This window comes from Deltaproteobacteria bacterium RBG_16_64_85 (genome assembly GCA_001798885.1).
GTDB lineage: Bacteria > Desulfobacterota > Deferrimicrobia > Deferrimicrobiales > Deferrimicrobiaceae > FEB-35.
In genome coordinates, this window is sequence record MGQW01000080.1 from 45,186 (window position 1) to 62,566 (window position 17,381).

12 protein-coding genes and 2 pseudogenes are annotated in these 17,381 nt (G+C 64.7%); 10 read left to right on the plus strand and 4 right to left on the minus strand.

Going from position 1 to position 17,381, the window contains the following annotated elements; all coding sequences use genetic code 11:
• From A2Z13_06880 to A2Z13_06900, 5 genes and pseudogenes are all read left to right on the plus strand, one after another.
• Positions 1-591 carry a hypothetical protein gene (locus A2Z13_06880; protein OGP76735.1) on the plus strand — a complete coding sequence of 197 codons (591 nt, stop codon included), beginning with the start codon at positions 1-3 and terminating at the stop codon, positions 589-591.
• A gap of 110 nt (positions 592-701) precedes the next feature.
• On the plus strand, positions 702-2,330 hold the full coding sequence (locus A2Z13_06885) for a hypothetical protein (protein ID OGP76736.1): 1,629 nt from the start codon (positions 702-704) through the stop codon (positions 2,328-2,330).
• Positions 2,320-3,378 (plus strand): annotated as a pseudogene (locus A2Z13_06890) (hypothetical protein). Before A2Z13_06885 ends, A2Z13_06890 begins: the two are co-directional and overlap by 11 nt.
• A gap of 24 nt (positions 3,379-3,402) precedes the next feature.
• Positions 3,403-5,469, plus strand: a pseudogene (locus A2Z13_06895) (hypothetical protein).
• Positions 5,470-5,480: 11 nt separating this feature from the next.
• Entirely contained in the window at positions 5,481-6,098 is a 618-nt protein-coding gene (locus A2Z13_06900) for a hypothetical protein (protein ID OGP76737.1), read from the plus strand.
• Positions 6,099-6,128: 30 nt separating this feature from the next.
• Here the strand turns inward: A2Z13_06900 and A2Z13_06905 are convergent, their stop codons facing one another.
• A complete protein-coding gene (locus A2Z13_06905) occupies positions 6,129-7,472 on the minus strand; it encodes a hypothetical protein (GenBank protein OGP76738.1) in 1,344 nt (447 codons plus the stop codon).
• Positions 7,473-7,487: 15 nt separating this feature from the next.
• A complete protein-coding gene (locus A2Z13_06910) occupies positions 7,488-8,927 on the minus strand; it encodes a hypothetical protein (protein OGP76739.1) in 1,440 nt (479 codons plus the stop codon).
• 151 nt (positions 8,928-9,078) lie between these two features.
• Here A2Z13_06910 and A2Z13_06915 point away from each other — a divergent pair, with 151 nt between their 5' ends.
• From A2Z13_06915 to A2Z13_06925, 3 genes are read left to right on the plus strand one after another with little or no spacing between them, the layout of a single operon-like run.
• Positions 9,079-9,768: a hypothetical protein gene (locus A2Z13_06915; GenBank protein ID OGP76740.1), complete on the plus strand. Its 690-nt coding sequence runs from the start codon at positions 9,079-9,081 to the stop codon at positions 9,766-9,768.
• A complete protein-coding gene (locus A2Z13_06920) occupies positions 9,765-10,244 on the plus strand; it encodes a hypothetical protein (GenBank protein ID OGP76741.1) in 480 nt (159 codons plus the stop codon). Before A2Z13_06915 ends, A2Z13_06920 begins: the two co-directional genes overlap by 4 nt.
• A complete protein-coding gene (locus tag A2Z13_06925; protein OGP76795.1) occupies positions 10,244-10,696 on the plus strand; it encodes a hypothetical protein in 453 nt (150 codons plus the stop codon). Before A2Z13_06920 ends, A2Z13_06925 begins: the two co-directional genes overlap by 1 nt.
• Here the strand turns inward: A2Z13_06925 and A2Z13_06930 are convergent.
• Both A2Z13_06930 and A2Z13_06935 read right to left on the minus strand, forming a co-directional pair.
• The gene (locus A2Z13_06930) at positions 10,691-12,208 is read right to left on the minus strand and encodes a hypothetical protein (protein OGP76742.1); all 1,518 of its coding nucleotides are present in this window, start codon (positions 12,206-12,208) and stop codon (positions 10,691-10,693) included. The two genes, A2Z13_06925 and A2Z13_06930, sit on opposite strands and share 6 nt — an antisense overlap.
• A 37-nt stretch (positions 12,209-12,245) precedes the next feature.
• On the minus strand, positions 12,246-12,869 hold the full coding sequence (locus tag A2Z13_06935) for a hypothetical protein (GenBank protein OGP76743.1): 624 nt from the start codon (positions 12,867-12,869) through the stop codon (positions 12,246-12,248).
• A 139-nt stretch (positions 12,870-13,008) separates the two neighbouring features.
• On the opposite strand from A2Z13_06935, the gene A2Z13_06940 reads away from it, so the two are divergent.
• Both A2Z13_06940 and A2Z13_06945 read left to right on the plus strand, forming a co-directional pair.
• Entirely contained in the window at positions 13,009-15,663 is a 2,655-nt protein-coding gene (locus A2Z13_06940; protein ID OGP76744.1) for a hypothetical protein, read from the plus strand.
• A gap of 310 nt (positions 15,664-15,973) precedes the next feature.
• Entirely contained in the window at positions 15,974-17,374 is a 1,401-nt protein-coding gene (locus A2Z13_06945) for a hypothetical protein (GenBank protein OGP76745.1), read from the plus strand.
• Positions 17,375-17,381: the final 7 nt, after the last annotated feature.

A 17,381-nucleotide genomic window follows, 5' to 3' on the forward strand; every position in this document is an offset into this window, starting at 1 on the left:
ATGGACTACGAGGCGATCACGGCACTGGCCAAGCACCACAAGCAGGTCTTCGGGCGGATCGTGAAGTGCGAGATGTACAAACTGGATGACGGAAAGATGCTCGCCCTGTCCCGGATGCACGACGACTACCACGACATGAACCTGGCCATCCTCCTGGACGACAAATTCCACATCGAGGAGGTCGGGGGGGAGATGGAACGGATCCCCTATCCGTGCTGCGAGAAGAAACCCCTCGAGATGCTTTCCTCCTTGAAGGGGATCGGGGTCCTCGAGCGCGGGGGGCTGAAGAAGGTCAAGGAGCGCATCCCCCGGAACCTGGGCTGCACCCACGTCTACGAGATGATCGAGTCCACCTTCCGGTCGATCTTCGTGGGGTCGTACAGCATCCACGGGCAGAAGTGGGAAGGGGTCCTCGCGCTGGACCTGGAGGAGAACCGCCAGCTCGGTCTCCAGTCTCCCGTCCTGGTCGACACGTGCTACGCCTTCAACCGGGAGTCGGTCGACGGCGAGGTCCTGGCCCGCGCCCGGAGGAAGGTCGAGCAAGCCAGGAAGAAGATGGCCGCCATCGAGGAGGTCAAGCGGGGGGAATAATCCCGCGTACGGCCGCACGTCTTTTACGCGCCGGGAACTTTCTTCCGGTTTCGGCGGTCCATCCTTTCGCGGCCAGGATGCGTCGATTCCTGCCGCAGGCGAGGTGCGCGATGCGACGGTTTCTTTTCCCGGCAAGTCTGGTTCTCTTCCTGTCGGCAACCTTTCCATGGACTCCGCTGTGTGCGGCCGAGATCACCTCCCGCGTGGGGAAAGTGGTTCTCTATCCGGATCTGGCGGAAGTGACCCGCCTGGTCGACGTGGACGCGCCGACGGGGACGGTAGTTCTTCCGGGCCTTTCCTCCACCCTCTTTCCGGAGTCGATCTCCGTGAAGGTGCTGAGCGGCGCCGCGAGGATCGCCGGGGTCTCCTCGGAAGACATCTTCCGGACGGAAGCCGCGAGCGGGCGGGTCAAGGAGTTGGAGCGGAAGTTCGAGGAGCTCTCCGAAGGCAAGCGCGGCGCGGAAGAGGCCATCCGTGACGACAGGAAGGAGAAGGAGCTTCTGGAGAGCGGCGTCCGGTCGGTTTTCTCGCCCGGGGAGGAGGCCGACGCGCGGAAGAGCGTTCGTCAGCCCCGTCTGACGACCGCCGAGATCGAGGCCTCGCTTTCGCTTTTCCGCTCCCGGGCCCAGGCCATCGACGAGAGGATCCTGGAGAGGGAGCGCGCCGTCCGGGACTATGACAGGAAGATCGCAGCGGTCCGGCAGGAGTTGGACAAGATCCGCCCCGCCCGGCCCACGCAGGAGAAAGCGATCCGGATCGAGCTTGCCCGCCCCGCTGCGGGCCGCATCGCCGTGAGTTACCTGGTCCCTGCGGCGGGGTTCATCCCGCGGTACAACGTGCGGCTTCTCCCCGGGACGGGAAATCTCTCCTTCGAGCTGCTGGGCGAGGCGTGGCAGCGCACGGGCGAGGACTGGAAGGAGGCGGCATTCACCTTCTCCACCGGAAGACCCGGACGGACGGCCCAGCTTCCGCCGCTTCCCCTCCCCCCCTGGAACATCGATTTTCCCGCGCCCCCCATCGCGCGGCCGATGATGAAAATGCAGGCGCAGGATGCGCTGAGGGCGGGTTCCCCGGCAGCGCTGGAATCGGAAGCGAAGGAGGAAGCCCCGTCCGCTCCCGAACGCCGGTTCGCATCCTTCGACGTGACCCTTGAAGGAATGCACGCACTCCCCGGCAGCGGGGAGAAAAAGACCTTTGCGCTGGCCCGCCACGAACAGAAGGCGAAAGTTGCATGGCGCTCGATCCCGTGGATCGCCGAAGGGGGATTTCTTTCCGCCGAAGGGAGAAACGAGAGCGGGCTGCCGGTCCTCTCCTCCTCCGCGGGGCTCTTTGTAGAGGATGCGTACGCGGGGAAGGGCCGCCTGCAGGACATCCCGGAAGGCGCGGAGTTCACGATCGACTTCGGGAAGGATGACGCCGTCCAGGTGCGGCGCAGGGAAATCGAGAGGAAGCGGGAGGAGGGCGGGGTCTTCTCCAAGATGAAACGGCTCCGGTTCCGGTTCGAGATCGAGGTGGCCAATTACCGGAAGGAAACCGTCCCGCTCACGGTGCTCGACCGTGTCCCTCTTCCCCGCCACAAGGACATCGTGGTGAAGGACGTCGAAGTCGCCGGCGGCGGCAAGGTCGGCGAGGGCGGCGAGGTCCGGTGGGAGCTTCCGCTCGCGCCGGGAGAAAAAAGGAAGCTGGGGCTGTCGTTCACGGTGGAATACCCGGCGGACAAGGAGATTTATGGGCTCTGAGGCGCAGGTCCGGCGGCTCGCCGGCATCCTGGTCCACCACTCGGTGAAGGCGAAGAAGGGGGAGATCGTCCGGATCTCGTGCAGCGATCTGGCCCGTCCCCTGTCGCTGGAGGTCTTCCGCGAGGTGCTGCGCGCGGGTGCGCACCCGCTGCTGTCCGTGGGGTTCGAGGATGCCCAGCGGATCTTCTTCGAGGAGGCCGCAGAGGCGCAGATCGCCCACCTGCCGCCGACGAAGCGGTACGAAGCGAAGAGGATCGACGCCGATATCGTCATCCTCGCCCCGGGCAACACCCGGGCCTTGAGCCACATCCCCCCGAAGAAACTGGCCGACAGGCGGAAGGCGACCAAGCCGATCTCCGAGATCGTCCTGCGCCGGGTCCGCTGGGTGCTGACCAACTTCCCGACCGAAGCGCTTGCACAGGAAACGGACCGGTCCCTCCCGGAGTACGAGAAGCTGTACTACCGGGCCGTGGACCAGGACTGGGCTGCGATGGGAAAAATGTTCCTCCGCGCGAAGAGGATCCTGGAAAAGAGCGCGCGGGTGCGGATCGTGGGGAAGGACACCGATCTCTCCTTTTCCATCAAGGGCCGCACGGCGATCCCCTGCGCGGGCGACTGCAACATGCCGGACGGGGAGATTTTCACGGCGCCGGTGGAGAGCTCCACGGAAGGGACGATCTCCTACGAGTTCCCGGCGATCTACGGCGGCCGCGAGGTTTCCGGCATCCGGCTGACCTTCCGGAAAGGAAAAGTCGTCGGGGCCTCCGCCGACAAGAACGAGTCGATCCTCAAGGAGATGCTGGCCGCCGACCCGGGAGCCCGCGTCCTGGGCGAGTTCGGCATCGGCGCCAACGCCGGGGTGACTTCCTTCACGCGGGACATCCTCCTCGACGAGAAGATGGGAGGGACGATCCACCTGGCCATCGGGCGCTCCTACCCGGAGTCCGGGGGAAGGAACGACTCCGCGGTCCACTGGGACATGATCAAGGACCTGCGGCGGGAGGGGGAGCTCTACCTCGACGGCAGGCCGGTCCTGCGTACGGGGCAGCTGTTCGGAAAGATCCCGCCGGGGATGAAGAGGAAGTAGGTCCGCGGCCCGTCCGTGTACGCCGCCACGATCTTCCTCAGCGCGTTCCTGCTGTTCCAGGTGCAACTGCTCATCGCGAAGATGATCCTGCCGTGGTTCGGCGGATCGGCGGCGGTCTGGACCACGTGCATGCTGTTCTTCCAGGTGGTTCTCCTTCTCGGCTACTTCTACGCGGACGCATCGATCCGGTTCCTGAAGCCGAAGGGTCAGGTGCTTCTGCACATCTCCCTCCTGGCGATCTGTCTCTTCCTGCTGCCGATCGTCCCCGGCGGCGGCTGGAAACCGGCTCCTTCCCAGGATCCGACCCTGCGGATCCTGGCGCTCCTTTCGGCCACCGTCGGGCCGCCCTACCTGCTGCTCTCGACGACCAGCCCTCTGCTGCAGGCCTGGTACGTCCGGACCTATCGGGGCGCGATGCCCTACCGCCTTTTCGCGCTTTCGAACGCCGGCTCGATGATTGCCCTTCTCTCCTACCCCGTGCTCATCGAGCCGTTTTTTGCCGTCCGGCGCCAGGCGCAGGGATGGTCGGCGGGTTTCCTGGTCTTTGGCCTCCTGTGCGCGGCGGTGGCGCTGCGCAGCCGGAAGGACGAACCCGAGCGGCCGGGCGTGGCCGCGGAGGAGGGGGACGCGAAACCGAGGTGGGGGGTGCGGGCCCTCTGGATGGCCCTTGCGGCCTGCGCGTCGACGATGCTGCTGGCCGTCACCAACCATCTCACGCAGAACGTCGCGGCGATCCCGTTTCTGTGGGTGCTCCCTTTATCCCTTTACCTGCTGAGCTTCATCCTGTGCTTCTCCGGGGAGGGCCGGTACCGCCGAAGCGCGTACCTGCCGCTCCTTGCCTTGGCGCTCGGGGGGATGTCCTTTCTGCTCTCCAAGGGGCATGAGACCGAAAGGCTTTCGATTTTGATCCCCCTTTTTACCGGTGGGCTCTTCGTCTGCTGCATGGTGTGCCATGGCGAGCTGGCCAGGATGAAGCCGCCTCCCCGCCACCTCACCTCCTATTACCTGATGATTTCGCTGGGGGGAGCGGTGGGCGGGGTCTTCGTCGGCCTTGTTGCGCCGTACGGCTTCCGTGGAATCTACGAACTACCGGCGGGGATCGCCGCCTGCGCCGCCCTGTCCCTGGTCGTCCTGTCCCGGCTCCGGCCGCTGGATTCGTCGAATCGCCGGCGGTGGGCGGCGGGGCTTTTGTTCGCCGCGATCTGTACGGTGGGGCTTGCGGGCCTGCTGGCATGGCAGATCCGGGAGACGACCCGGGACGCGCGGGTGCTGGCCCGGAATTTCTACGGGGGGTTGAAGGTGAGCGATTCGGGCTCCCCGGACAGCGGCAACGCGATGCGCACGCTGGTCCACGGCACCATCACGCACGGCAGGCAATTCCTCTCGCCCGTGCGGCGGCGACAGCCGACCACCTACTATGGCACGAAGTCGGGTGTGGGGTTCGCGTTGCTCGACCGCAGGCGGGGGACTCCCCGGCGCGTCGGCGTCGTCGGCCTTGGCGCGGGGACGATCGCCGCGTACGGAAGGCCGGGGGACACCTACCGCTTCTACGAGATCAACCCGTTGGTCGTCCGGTTGGCGGACACGGAGTTCAGCTACCTGCGGGATTCCGGGGCGAAGGTCGACATCGTGTTGGGCGACGCCCGCCTTTCCCTGGAGGGGGAGCCGCCCCAGGATTTCGACGTCCTTGCTGTGGACGCCTTCTCCGGCGACTCGATCCCCGTCCACCTCCTGACCCGGGAGGCGTTCGATCTCTATTTCCGGCATCTGAAGGAGAGCGGGATCCTGGCGGTGCACGTGTCGAACAAGTACCTGGATTTGAAACCTGTCGTATGGCGCGCGGCGGAATCGATGGGAAAGGGAGCCGTGGTGGTGGACACGGAAGACGAAGAAGGGAGCGGCACCTACGGGTCGACCTGGATCCTCGTGTCGGGGGATCGACGATGGTTCGACGGGCCTTCCCTTACGGATGCCGGGAAGCCCCTTGCGGCGAGGGAAGACGTGCGCCTGTGGACCGACGATTACAGTAACCTGTTCCGGACCCTCAAGTGACGCGGGCCGAAATGCCGATACGGGCGGTGATCTTCGATTTCGGCGGGGTGCTGGCCGCCGAAGGGTTCCGGGAGGGGCTCGAGGCGATTGCCCTCCGCCACGGGCTGGATCCCGCGGAGTTATTCACGATGGCTTCGGACGTGATCTATGAGACGGGCTATATCACGGGGCGCGGGACGGAAACCGACTATTGGGACGTTCTGCGTCGAAAGACCGGCATTGCGGGGGAGGATTCCGATCTCACCGGAGAGATCCTGCGGCGTTTCGTCCTGCGCCCCCGGATGCTTGCGGCCGTGCGGGCGCTGCGCGCCGACGGCTTCCTCACGGCGATCCTGAGCGACCAGACCGACTGGCTGGAGCGGCTCGACGCGCGCGATCGGTTCTTCCTCGAGTTCGACCGGGTGTTCAACAGTTACCGTCTCGGTAAGGGGAAGCGCGACGCGACGATCTTCGACGACACGGTCTGCGCCCTGGGCGTGGCTCCCGGGGAAGCGCTGTTCGTGGATGACAATTCCGGGCACGTGGAGCGTGCCGCCTCCCGGGGCCTCCGGGCAGTGCTGTTCCGCAACCAGGACCGCTTCCTCTCCGGCCTGGGTCCGCTGACAGGCGGGAAAATCGTTTTCCGCTGAAGTCTTCCTGACGGTGTCGGCAGAACCGCCTTACGTCTTCGAAACCAGCCCGATGGCGACATCGGCGACGTTGGTCCCCGTGGGGCCGGTGACGACGAGGTCTCCGATTGCCCGGAAAAAGGAATAGGCGTCGTTGTTTTCCAGGAAAGAACGGGGGGACAGGCCTTCCTCCTCCGCCCGGCCGCAAGTGGATCCGTCGGCGATCGCCCCTGCGGCGTCGGTGGGCCCGTCGACTCCGTCGGTCCCTCCGCAAAGTACCGTCAGCCCCACGGTTCCGGAAAGTTCGAGCGCCGCCGACAGCGCGAACTCCTGGCTGCGCCCTCCTTTTCCTGTTCCCTTCACGTTGACGGTGGTCTCCCCGCCGGCAAGGAGAACGGCGGTCCCGCCCGGCGCAAGGGAAGACGAAAGAAGTCGCATTTCCGCGACGAAGGACTTTGCGCATCCCCTGGCTTCGCCCGATAGAAATCCCGGCAGGAGGCGGATGGGACTCAGCCCCTCGGTTTTCGCCGCCGCCGCCGCCGCCTCGAGGGCCGTGCGGTTCGATCCCACGACGGCGCAGCTCACCGACGCGAATACGGGATCGCCGGGCTTCGGGGTCTCGCTCACCTCTCCGGCCGCCGCCGCCTCGAGATGCCGGAGCACGCTGCGGGGGACCTCGTGAAGGATCCCCGGGCGGGACAGGATCTCCAGCGCATCCCCATAGGTCGTCGGGTCGGGGGAGAACGGTCCCGACGCGATGACGGAAGGGTCGTCCCCGGGGACGTCGGAGAGGAGGAGTGCCCACACCCGCGCGGGAACCGCCGCCCGGGCCGCCCGGCCCCCCTTGACCAGCGAGAGGTGCTTGCGAACCGTATTGAACGATGCGATGTCGGCCCCCGCGCGCAGGAGGAGCTTCGACAGGGTCGCCTTTTCCTCGGGGGAAACCCCTTCGACGGGGGCAGAGAGCATGGCGGAGCCGCCGCCGGAGATCAGGGCGATCACGAGGTCTCCTTCTCCCGCCCGCGAAAGGAGGGAAAGGATTTCGCGCGCCGCCGAAAGGCTTCCGCTGTCGGGCAGGGGGTGCCCCGCCTCGATGAACCGCAACGCCCCCGCGCTTCCCCCGCTCCCCGCCGGGCAGGCCAGCGCGCCGGCCGCAACCCTCTTCCCGATGACCGCGAGGGCCGCTTCCCCCATCGTCCTTCCGGCTTTCCCCCCGCCGACCAGGTAGATGTTTCTCGTGCCGGCCCACGGCGCGGAGGCAACGGTCCCGCCGGAAGCGAACGACAGCCCTTCCGGTCCGGCCCGCAGCGCCTCCTTCACCAGCCGGGCCGGGTCGACGGCAGCAAGTGCCGCGTGGAAGATCCGGGTGAGGCGCCCCGCGACCGTTCCGGTCATCGTTCGTCTGGAGGGTTACGTAGCAGCCGGTGCGGACTTGAGGACCGGCACGGCGTAGGGGCCTTCCGCAAGGAAGGCGAAGGAGGGAAGGGCGCCTCCCCATTTCGGATGATTCACTGCGAAGAGGACAGCGTTCTGGACCATCTCCCGGGCTCTTTCGGCATCGTCCTTGTAGCTGCGAGCCGTCAGGAAGTCCCATCCCATGACGCCCGGAACGATCTCGTGCTCCTTTTCCGTGAGGATCGGCGAGCAGTAGAGGATGCCTTCTTCGCCGATCTTCCGGATCACCTTCGCCCACATCTGTGGCTCCCACTGGTCCCGGGTGAACTTCCAGGAAGGGCTCCGCAGCATGGAGAGGTAGCCCTCGGGACCCTGGAGCTTCAGCAGGTGCAGCAGCGTCTTGTAGGTGGACGGCCCCACGGGGTCCTCGTCTCGCTCGCAGGCGGCCAGGAGGATGAATCCGTTTTTCCGGACGATCGGCAGCGCATTCACGGCGGCCTTGGCGTTCTGGTAGTGGTTGATGCCGACGTATCCCCCGTGCGTCAGCACGATGTCGAACTCTTCGTCGACCGGAATGGCGACGACGTCCCGGACCAGCTCGACGGCCCTTGCGTGCGACTCCACCAGGTCGCCGGAATGGACGCCGATCAGCTCCAGGCGCCGGTTCAGCACCGTGTTGACGATGAAATCGACCCCCGACGTCCGGGCGATCTCCAGCGACTCATCGTGGCAGGGGTTTCCGTCCAGGACCAGGTTCGTGGCAAGGGGCGAGTCGAGGAATTCCGCCCCGTGAAAGATCTCGACGGTCTTCCTGCTGACCAGGGCGGGGCAGATCGCTTTCCTTCCCGCGGAGACCCCGGCCATGAAGTGGCTCTCCACCAACCCGGTGGCGATCTTCAGGTCCGCCTCGCAGAAGAACCGGTTGAGGTGGATTTCGGTGCCCCGGCGGGTTTTTCCGACGTGGACCAGCATCGATTCGTCGTCGCAGTCGTGGTCGATGATCCGGTACTGCGCCGCGACCGGCTCCCCGAACATGGCGACTTTTTCTTCCGCGGTGCTCGGCCGGTGCGTCCCCGTGCCCACCAGGAGCGTCACGTTCTCCCTATTGACCCCGGCCCGGTGCAACGCCTCCAGGAGGGGGGGCAGGATTCCCGATTCTCCCTTGTAGGGCACGGGCCGGGTAATGTCGGACGTGGCGATGCAGACCGTCAGATGGTCGGCGGGCTTCCCCTTCCCTTTCAGGAGGTCCGGCAAGGTCTGCGTGCCGATGGGGTGGCGAAGGGAGGCCTCGATCGCCGCCTTGGGATCCGGGAGCGCCGGATGCTCCTTCATCTCCAGAACGGTGGAGTTCTCCGGGACGCGGATCGAAAGGACCCGGTTTCCGTATTCCACGCCCACTTCCTTCCAGCGGGCGGTGTCGGCTCCCTGGAGGATTCTGGCGACTTCCGGCTTCATCGAGAAATTGTTTCATCGCATTATCGTAGGGAGGTGTCAAGGTGTTTTTCGGGGCCGGCGTCCGCTCGCGCCGCCGGGTGACAGCCGCATCCCCGGGTGATAAAATTCCCCCTGTAAAACGGGACGAGCCGGCAGGAGGAAAGGAGCTTCCATGGGATTTCGCTGGGTGGCGGCGTTCGGGATCGCGCTCTTGGCAGGCACGGCATGGGCGGAGGAGGCGGTCGTGCTGAAGACCCAGAAGGACAAGGTCAGCTACGGCATCGGGATGAGTATCGGGAAAAACCTCAAAAGGGACGCGGTCGACGTGGACGCCGACCTGGTCTCGAAGGGGATGAGGGATGCCTTCTCCGGTGAGAAGACCCTGATGAGCGAAGAGGAGTACCACGCCGCGATGACCGCCCTTCAAAAGGATCTGATGGAGAAACAGGCCGAGGCCATACAAAAGCTGGCGGAAAAGAACAAAAAGGAGGGAGAGGCGTTCCTGGCCGAAAACGGAAAGAAGGAGGGGGTGGTCACGCTGCCTTCCGGCCTGCAATACAAGGCGATCCGGTCGGGTAAAGGCAAGACCCCTGCGCTTGCCGACACGGTGGAGACCCACTACCGCGGCACCCTGATCGACGGGACCGAGTTCGACAGCTCCTACAAGCGCGGTCAGACGGTGACCTTCCCCGTCAACGGCGTGATCCCCGGATGGACCGAGGCGCTGCAGAAGATGAAGGAAGGCGACAAGTGGCAGCTCTTCGTCCCGTCGAGCCTCGCCTACGGCGAGCGCGGCGCGGGGCGTGAAATCGGGCCGAACGCCACGCTCCTCTTCGAAGTCGAGCTGATCGCGGTCAAGTGAATCGCGCACAGGAACCCGGGCGCGGCGCGGAGGGGACGGTTCCCGATCTCCGCGCCCGGCTCCGCACCGGCTTCGACGCCGGGCTGCGGACCGCCCTCCAGATCCTCAAGATCACCGTCCCCCTTTACGTCGCGGTGGACCTTCTCAAGCGGACCCCCGTCATCGAGGTCCTGGGCGGCTTCTTCGCGCCGGTGATGGGGCTGTTCGGCCTCCCCGGCGAGGCCGCATTCGCCTTCATCGCTGCGTTCCTTCTCAACCTCTACGCCGCGATCGCCATTCTCGTCCCGCTTCACCTCGACGCTTTCCAGGTGACCCAGTGCGGCCTCATGATGGGGGTCGCCCACAACCTGGTGGTGGAAGGCGGGGTTTTGAAGAGCACCGGCGCGCGCGGGGGATTCCTCACCCTTTGCCGGTTCTGCCTCTCGGCGGCGTCGGGGCTCGCGTTTCACATCGTCCACCGGATGGCCTCGGGATGATGGACGCGGTGGCCGTCGCCCTCCTGGGGGCCCTGAAACTCGCCGGGAAACTGGTCCTCATCATCGTTCCGCTGGTGACGCTCTTCGAGCTTTTGCGCTACCTGCCCGTTTTCCGGCGGACCGGGGAGGCGGTGGATCCTCTCATGCGGGGCATCGGGTTGACCCGGGAGGCCGCCCTTCCCCTTTTCACAGGGGTCTTCCTGGGGATCGCCTACGGCGCGGGGATCATCATCCGCGTCGCGCAGGAAAAGCGCCTCCCGTCGCGCGAGCTTTTTCTGATGGGCCTGTTCCTGGCGACGTGCCACGCCGTGGTGGAGGACACCCTGATCTTCGTGGTGATCGGGGGGAGCGCATGGATCATGCTGGGGGCGCGGCTGGTTCTTGCGATCTGCCTCACGGCGCTGCTGGCCCGCCTGTGGAAGCCCGGCCGGCAGCCCTCTTCCGGTTTATAGGTCTCTCGTCACTTCCACCCGGATGTAGTACTCGCATTTCCTGCAGTCGCCGAGTTTCTGCGCCATTACCCCCTGCACCCTCGTTTCGGAGAAGGTTCCCGCCACCGACCAGCAGATCCTCCCGTAATTGGGGTACGCAGGGCAGCTCCTGCCGGCATCGGCGGACTTCTCCACGCCGCACTTCATGTACTCCCAGCACTGGATCTTGAAGGCCTCTTCCGCCGGCGTGTAGGGAAAGCAGAGGCTGAAGACGGATCCTTCTCCGGGCGTGCTATCGACCTTGATAACACCTCTGTGCTCCTCCAGGATCTTTTTGCAGATCGAGAGGCCGAGGCCCGTCCCCTGCCCGATCTCCTTCCTGGAATAGAACGGTTCGAAGATCCGGACCATCTTTTCCTTCGGGATCCCGACGCCGGTGTCGGCGACGTCGATGACGATGTAGGGCACGCCGTTATCCTCCATCGATCGGGTCCGCAGCGTCAGGGTTCCCCCCGCCGGCATCGCCTCGACGGCGTTCTGCACGAGGTTGTTGACGGCCTGCCGGACCTGGTCCCTGTCCACGACGCAGGACGGCAGATGCGGCGCCGCTTCGATCGTAGAGCGGACCCCCTTCTCCTTGCACAAGTCGGCGATGGCTTCGCCGGTCTCGGTAAGGATGTCGTTGAGGTTCGTGTGGCTCTGGTGATGCTTCGCCTCTCTCGAGAAGGCGAGGATGTCCTTCAGGATCAGCTCCAGCCGGGCGACCTCGGAGACGATGATCCCGGCATACTCCTTTTGCTTCTCGTTCTCCGGGAGACGTTTCTCCAGGCGCCTGGCGAAGCCCCCGATCACGGTCAGCGGGTTCCGGATCTCGTGGGCTACGTCCGAGGTGAGGCGACCGAGGGCGGAAAGTTTCTCCGCCCGGATCAGCTTGTCCTGCAGCCGTTTCAATTCCTCGATCGAGCGAAGGAGTTCCGCGTTGAGCGATTCGATCTGGGCTTTGTCCACGCGCAGCTTCGCGGACAGGATCCCGAGGGGAAGGGCGATGAGGAAAAGGAAGGAGACGCGCAGGAAGAAGTCGATCCGGTTCAGGGCAGAGACCGAGGTCCCGCTGAAGAAGTAGACGATTGCGCTTGCCCCCGCGACGAGAAGCCCGCCACGAAGTCCGTAGTAGAAGGAATGCAGGGCCGTCAGGAGGTAGAATCCGATGAAGAAACTGCTGTCGTAGCCGCCGGAATGGGCGGCCAGGAGGTATACGTAGGAGAGATCGAAGCCCAGGGAAATGCCGTAGATCGTTTTCTTCCTTCCGGGCAGCAGGAACAGGAGAAGATAAAGGAACAGGGAATAGACGATGAAATATCGGATGATCCAGTGAAAGATCCCGGCCTCCCCCTCCGGTATTCCCGAGAGAAGGAGCCAGGCATAATTTCCCGCGGGGGCGGCGACCCGGAGGAACAGGAATCCGACGTCGGCGATCTCGACATCGCCCTTGAGGGTTTCCCATCTTTTTCCCAGAGCCTCGAGGAAGGGCATGCAGAGGAGTCCTTTCCCTGGCCTGTGGAAGGCGCGGTTACCCTTTTCCCTCGAACTTCCGGATCGCGCGGAGGAAGGCCTCCTCCTCGAAGCGGCACCCTTCCGCGCGGGCGACCTTGAGCATCTGGGTGTCCGTCAACCCGAGGTTGGCGAAGTGCGGGTATTTCACCCGCACCCAGGAGGACGGGGTGACGTGCGCCTTCTTGTAGATCTTGAGCTGCAGCATCGCCCCTTCGCGGGTTGCGTCCCACAGCCGGTGCAGGAACTTCTCGTCGGGGACGGGCTTCCGTCCCCTTTTCTTCCAGAGGAACCCGTTGAGCACTTCCTGTACCCAGCCTTCCCCCCAGAACATCACGTTCACGCCGGGGAAGGGTCGAAGGAGGTTGTCCTCTTTCCGCTGCATCCGGCCGAGGAGCCTCTGGCGGGTGACCTCGTCCAGTCCGGAGACCAGGATCAGGTCCCGGCTGAGCGGGATCGGGTTAAAGGTGGAATGGAACCGGACAAGGGCGAGGAAGGCCTCGGCGTCGCCCTGTTTTGCAAGAACGGTCAGGTCGATCCGCTGGAACTCCTCCGGTTTGTCGACCCGTGGTTTTCTGCCTGTCCTGCGCGCCTTCGGGACGGGACGGATCCGAACTCGTGGCGGTTTCCTTTTTTGCTTCATGGGGGCCTCCTGTCGTGGGCCGGGCTTCGCAAATAGGGTATCCGGAAATCTCGCGGCGGACAACCTTAGACGGCCCTCCGTCCCTTTCCTGTTATTATAGGAAGCGGCGTTCGAGCATTCTTCGTCTTCGGAGAGGATGATGACTCATAAAGCGATTCCGGTGTTTCTTTTCGCGGGGATCCTGTTGGCAGCGGTGGCGGCGGGAGCGACTCCCGCGCCGGAGGGAGCCAGGTTGATCGAAAAAACGAAGCTGAAGAACGGCATGACGGTGGTGATCCGTGAAAACCCTTCCTCTCCGGTGGTGGCGGTGCAGGTGTGGGTCAAGGCGGGGAGCACGACCGAGCCGGAAAGCCGTGCGGGGATGTCCCACATTCTCGAGCACATGGCGTTCAAGGGGACCAGGAGGCGCGGTCCTGGCCAGATCGCGCGGGAGGTCGAGGCCCTGGGGGGCGAGATCAACGCCTACACGAGCTTCGACCAGACCGTCTACCACATCACGATCTCCGGGAGATACCTGGAGAACGCGCTGGACATCCTGGCCGACACCCTGGGCAACTCGGTGTTCGACAAGGAAGAGCTCGAGCGCGAGCGGGAAGTGATCCTCGAGGAGCTCCGGATGAACGAGGACGATCCGGGCAGGGTCGTGTGGAAGGCCCTCTTCCGCGAGGCGTATCGCGTCCACCCGTACGGGCGCCCGGTGATCGGGTACGCGGACACGATCAAAAAAACCACCCGGGACGACCTGGTTTCCTACTTCTCGAAGTTTTACTACCCGGGAAACATGGTGCTGGTGATCGCCGGCGACGTGGACCCTTCGAAGGCCCGGCCGATGATCGAGAAGACGTTTCTTCCCTTGAAGGGCCACGCCGCTCCGACCATGGACATCCCCGCCGAGCCGCCGCAGGAAGGGATCCGCGTGAAGATCCAGGAGAAGGACGCCAAGCGGGCCTACCTGGACCTCGGGTTCCCCGGACCTTCCATGCGGGACGAGGACGTCTTCGCCTGGGACCTGCTCTCCTCGATCCTCGGCGAGGGGCAGACCTCCCGCCTCTACCGCGAGGTGAAGGACAAGCGCGGATGGGTCGACTCCGTGAGCTCCAGTTCCTATACCCCGAAGGACCCGGGGCTGTTGATGGTGGGGGCCACGGGGGCGACGAATAAGGCCCCGGAGGCGCTTCGCGAGATCCTCGTACAGGTCTTCGGGATGACCGCATCGCCGCCGGAGGGGGATGAGCTGGCCCGCGCCAAGACGCAGACGGAGAGCCACTTCGTCTATTCCCTGGAGTCCCAGGGATCGCTGGCGGGCCACATCGGCTCCTTCGAGGTGACGCTGGGCGACGCCGCGTTCGAGCAGAAGTACCTTCAGAAGATCCGGGCGGTGACCGCCGAGGACATCGTCCGGGTGGCGAAAAAGTACCTGAAGCCGGAGAGGCTCAGTGTTTCCTTCGTGGTGCCGCGCGGCGACGGAGGGATCCTGACGGAAGCGGAGGTCCGGAAGTTCGCCGGGGAGGCCTGGAAGGAGGCGACGGCAAGGACGGCGACGAAGCCCGGAAGCGAGAGCGCCATCGTCAGGAAAGAGGTGCTGGAGAACGGCATCCGGGTGATCGTGCGGGAGAACCACGCCGTCCCGGTGGTGGCCGTCGAAGCGGGGTTTCTGGGGGGCCTGCGGGCCGAAACCCCGGAGCAGAACGGGATCTCCATCATGACCGCCGAGATGATGACGAAGGGGACGAAAGAGCGGACCGCGCAGGAAATTTCGGAGGCCGTGGAAAACATGGCCGCGGACCTGTCGGGCTTCTCCGGAAGGAACTCCTTCGGCCTGCAGGCGAGGTTCCTGCGGAAGGATATCGAGCAGGGGTTCCGCCTGTTCTCCGAGTCGCTCCGAGGTCCGACGTTTCCCCCGAAGGAGCTGGAGAAGAAGCGGCAGGAGGTCCTGGGCCGGCTCAAGCTCCAAAAGGACAGCCTGTCGCAGTCGGCCTTCCTCCTCTTCCTGTCGACCCATTACGGGAGCCACCCGTATGCCCGCAATTCCCTCGGCAAGGAAGAGACGGTCCGCGCCATGACCCGGGAGGACCTGGAAAACTTTTTCCGGCGCTGGGCGGATCCGCGGAACCTGGTGATCGCCGTATCCGGGGATATCGGTGTCGACGAGGCGCTGTCCGTCGTCCGGAAAGCTTTCGGCGATTTTCCCCAGCGGAAGGATTTCGTCCCCATCGGGCCGATGCCGGTTCCGGAGCTGTCGAAGATCCGCCTCGGCGAGGAGCAGCGGGAGAAGCAGCAGGCCCACTTCGTGATCGGGTACACCGGCGCGAGGTTTACCGACCCCGACCGGTACGCCATGGACCTGCTGGGGGCTGCGCTCGCGGGGATGGGGGGGCGGCTGTTCACCAACTTGAGGGACAGGAAGTCGCTGGCGTATTCCGTGACCTCCTTCTCCTCCGAGCAGGTCGACCCCGGGTTTTTCGCGTTCTACATGGGGACCAGCGCGGACAAGCTGGAGGCCGCGATCGGGGATACCCTGGAGGAGATCGAGTCGGCCCGGAAGGACGGGGTGACAGGGGAGGAGTTCGAGCGCGCCAAGAAGTGGATGATCGGCACCTACGAGATCGGACTGCAGAGCAATTCCGCATACGCCGGGAAAATGATGTACAACGAGCTCTACGGCATCGGCTACGAGGAGACGTTCCGTGCTCCGGAAAAGATCCAGGCCGTGACCCTGGAAGAGGTGAACCGGGTGGCCGCGAAGGTGCTGAACACCGACCGGTATACCCTTGCCGTCATCCGCGGCAAATAGAGTTACTAAAGCCAGGGACGTTCTTAAACTTTTTAATGGAGAGGACGATGCCCATGTGCAACGCCAATGGAACCAGCTTGTAAAAACGTTGCACAATGTTCTCCTCTTGTTGCTTATTTTGTTGCATGATGCTGTCGATTCCAGGTCGTCCACACGGATTACCGCAGTTAACCTTCGATGAATAAAAGACATTTCAATTAGTCCGGCTTCCGGATTGGTTTGTGGCATCCTCCTTGCCCTTACGGTGGAAAAAACGTCGTGAAGTGTTGCAGCAGGGAGATATGCTCCCGGCAACAGAGGGGAGAAGACGATGACCGGACCTCTTCGCGCCTCGGGCGCAACCGTTTTCCGCAGGGCGTCAGTCGGATTCCTTGCCCTCCTGCTGTTTCTGCCAGCCACCGTCCTTGGGGGCGGCGCAAGGGTCGATTTCCCGGAGGCGGTTTCCCGCGCGATGACGAACAACCCGTTCCTGTCGGCGGCAGGGGAGGAATGGGCGGCGGCGAAGAAGGACACCGAGGCGGCACGCGGCTACTACTTGCCGAGCCTCACCTTTGAGGAGAGGTTTGTCCGCACCAACATTCCCTCCGAGGCGTTCGCGTTCAAGATCAACCAGGAGAGGATGCTCCTTTCCGATTTCGCCTCCGTCGACAATTTCAACAAGCCCTCTCCGATTAACGAGTACATGACCACGTTCACCGTGGAGCAGGCCCTCTTCGCCCCGAAAGTCTACCTGGGGCACCGGATGGCCGGCCGCGAAGCCGGAGCGAAGGGGCTGGAACTGCGGCGGAAGAAGGAAGAAGTGGCCTACCAGGTCCTCTCCTCGTATCTCGGCGTGCTGACGGCGAAGGAATTCATGCAGGTCGCGGCCCAGGGGCAGGAGGACGCGAAGGAGCATCACCGGATTGCGGAAGCGGTGGAGAGGTCGGGGATGGGGCTTGCCTCCGACGTCCTGCGGGCGAAGGTGTTTCTCGCTTCGGCGGAGAGCAGCCGGGTGACGGCGGAGAACCGGCTTGCCCTGGCGCAGCGGGGGCTGGCGTTGGCGATGGGGGAGAAAAGCGGGAGCGAAGTGGACGCCGCCGCCGCCCTCCCTCCCCTTCCGGACGAAGGCTCGCTGGAAGACCGGATCGCTGTCGCCCTCGCAGGCCGCGCCGACCTCCGCGCATTTTCGCTTCGGGTCGAGAACGCCGCCGCGAATGTGGCTTTGCAGCGGTCCGACTATCTCCCGACGGTGGGCGTGATGGGCGCCTGGCAGATGGACGGTCAGGAAGGAGTCTTTTCTCCCGATAACCATGCCTGGAAGGTCGGCATGGGGCTGAAGTGGAACCTTTTCGACGGGTTCCGCCGGGAAGCCGCGGTGGCCAGATCTTACGCGGAAAGCGGGAAGGCGAAGGCATATTACCGGGGAGCGCGGGACGTTGCGGCGTTCCAGGTGACCCGGGCCTATCTGGGCATCGAGGAGGCCGGGAAGCGCGTGGAGATCGCTCGGTCCGCCGCCGCCGCCGCGGAGGAAGGGACGCGGCTCATCAAGGCGCGGTACGAGAACCAGCTGGGCCGGATGGTCGACCTGCTGGACGCCCAGTCGGCCCTCAACGCCGCCCGCGCGGATCTCGTGAAGGCGGAGAACGACTTGCGGCAGTCCCGCGCCGAACTCCTGTTCGCCTCGGGTACGCTCTTGACCTGGGCCCTGCCCGGCGGATCGGAGGAGAAATGAGAAAGGG

What these genes read in the sequence shown, in the direction of transcription:
- A2Z13_06940 (OGP76744.1), top strand. Translation starts at nt 13,009, where the DNA reads ATGACTCATAAAGCGATTCCGGTGTTTCTTTTCGCGGGGATCCTGTTG.
- A2Z13_06930 (OGP76742.1), bottom strand. Translation starts at nt 12,208, where the DNA reads ATGCCCTTCCTCGAGGCTCTGGGAAAAAGATGGGAAACCCTCAAGGGC.
- A2Z13_06915 (OGP76740.1), top strand. Translation starts at nt 9,079, where the DNA reads ATGGGATTTCGCTGGGTGGCGGCGTTCGGGATCGCGCTCTTGGCAGGC.
- A2Z13_06885 (OGP76736.1), top strand. Translation starts at nt 702, where the DNA reads ATGCGACGGTTTCTTTTCCCGGCAAGTCTGGTTCTCTTCCTGTCGGCA.
- A2Z13_06945 (OGP76745.1), top strand. Translation starts at nt 15,974, where the DNA reads ATGACCGGACCTCTTCGCGCCTCGGGCGCAACCGTTTTCCGCAGGGCG.
- A2Z13_06935 (OGP76743.1), bottom strand. Translation starts at nt 12,869, where the DNA reads ATGAAGCAAAAAAGGAAACCGCCACGAGTTCGGATCCGTCCCGTCCCG.
- A2Z13_06900 (OGP76737.1), top strand. Translation starts at nt 5,481, where the DNA reads ATGCCGATACGGGCGGTGATCTTCGATTTCGGCGGGGTGCTGGCCGCC.
- A2Z13_06925 (OGP76795.1), top strand. Translation starts at nt 10,244, where the DNA reads ATGGACGCGGTGGCCGTCGCCCTCCTGGGGGCCCTGAAACTCGCCGGG.
- A2Z13_06880 (OGP76735.1), top strand. Translation starts at nt 1, where the DNA reads ATGGACTACGAGGCGATCACGGCACTGGCCAAGCACCACAAGCAGGTC.
- A2Z13_06910 (OGP76739.1), bottom strand. Translation starts at nt 8,927, where the DNA reads ATGAAGCCGGAAGTCGCCAGAATCCTCCAGGGAGCCGACACCGCCCGC.
- A2Z13_06905 (OGP76738.1), bottom strand. Translation starts at nt 7,472, where the DNA reads ATGACCGGAACGGTCGCGGGGCGCCTCACCCGGATCTTCCACGCGGCA.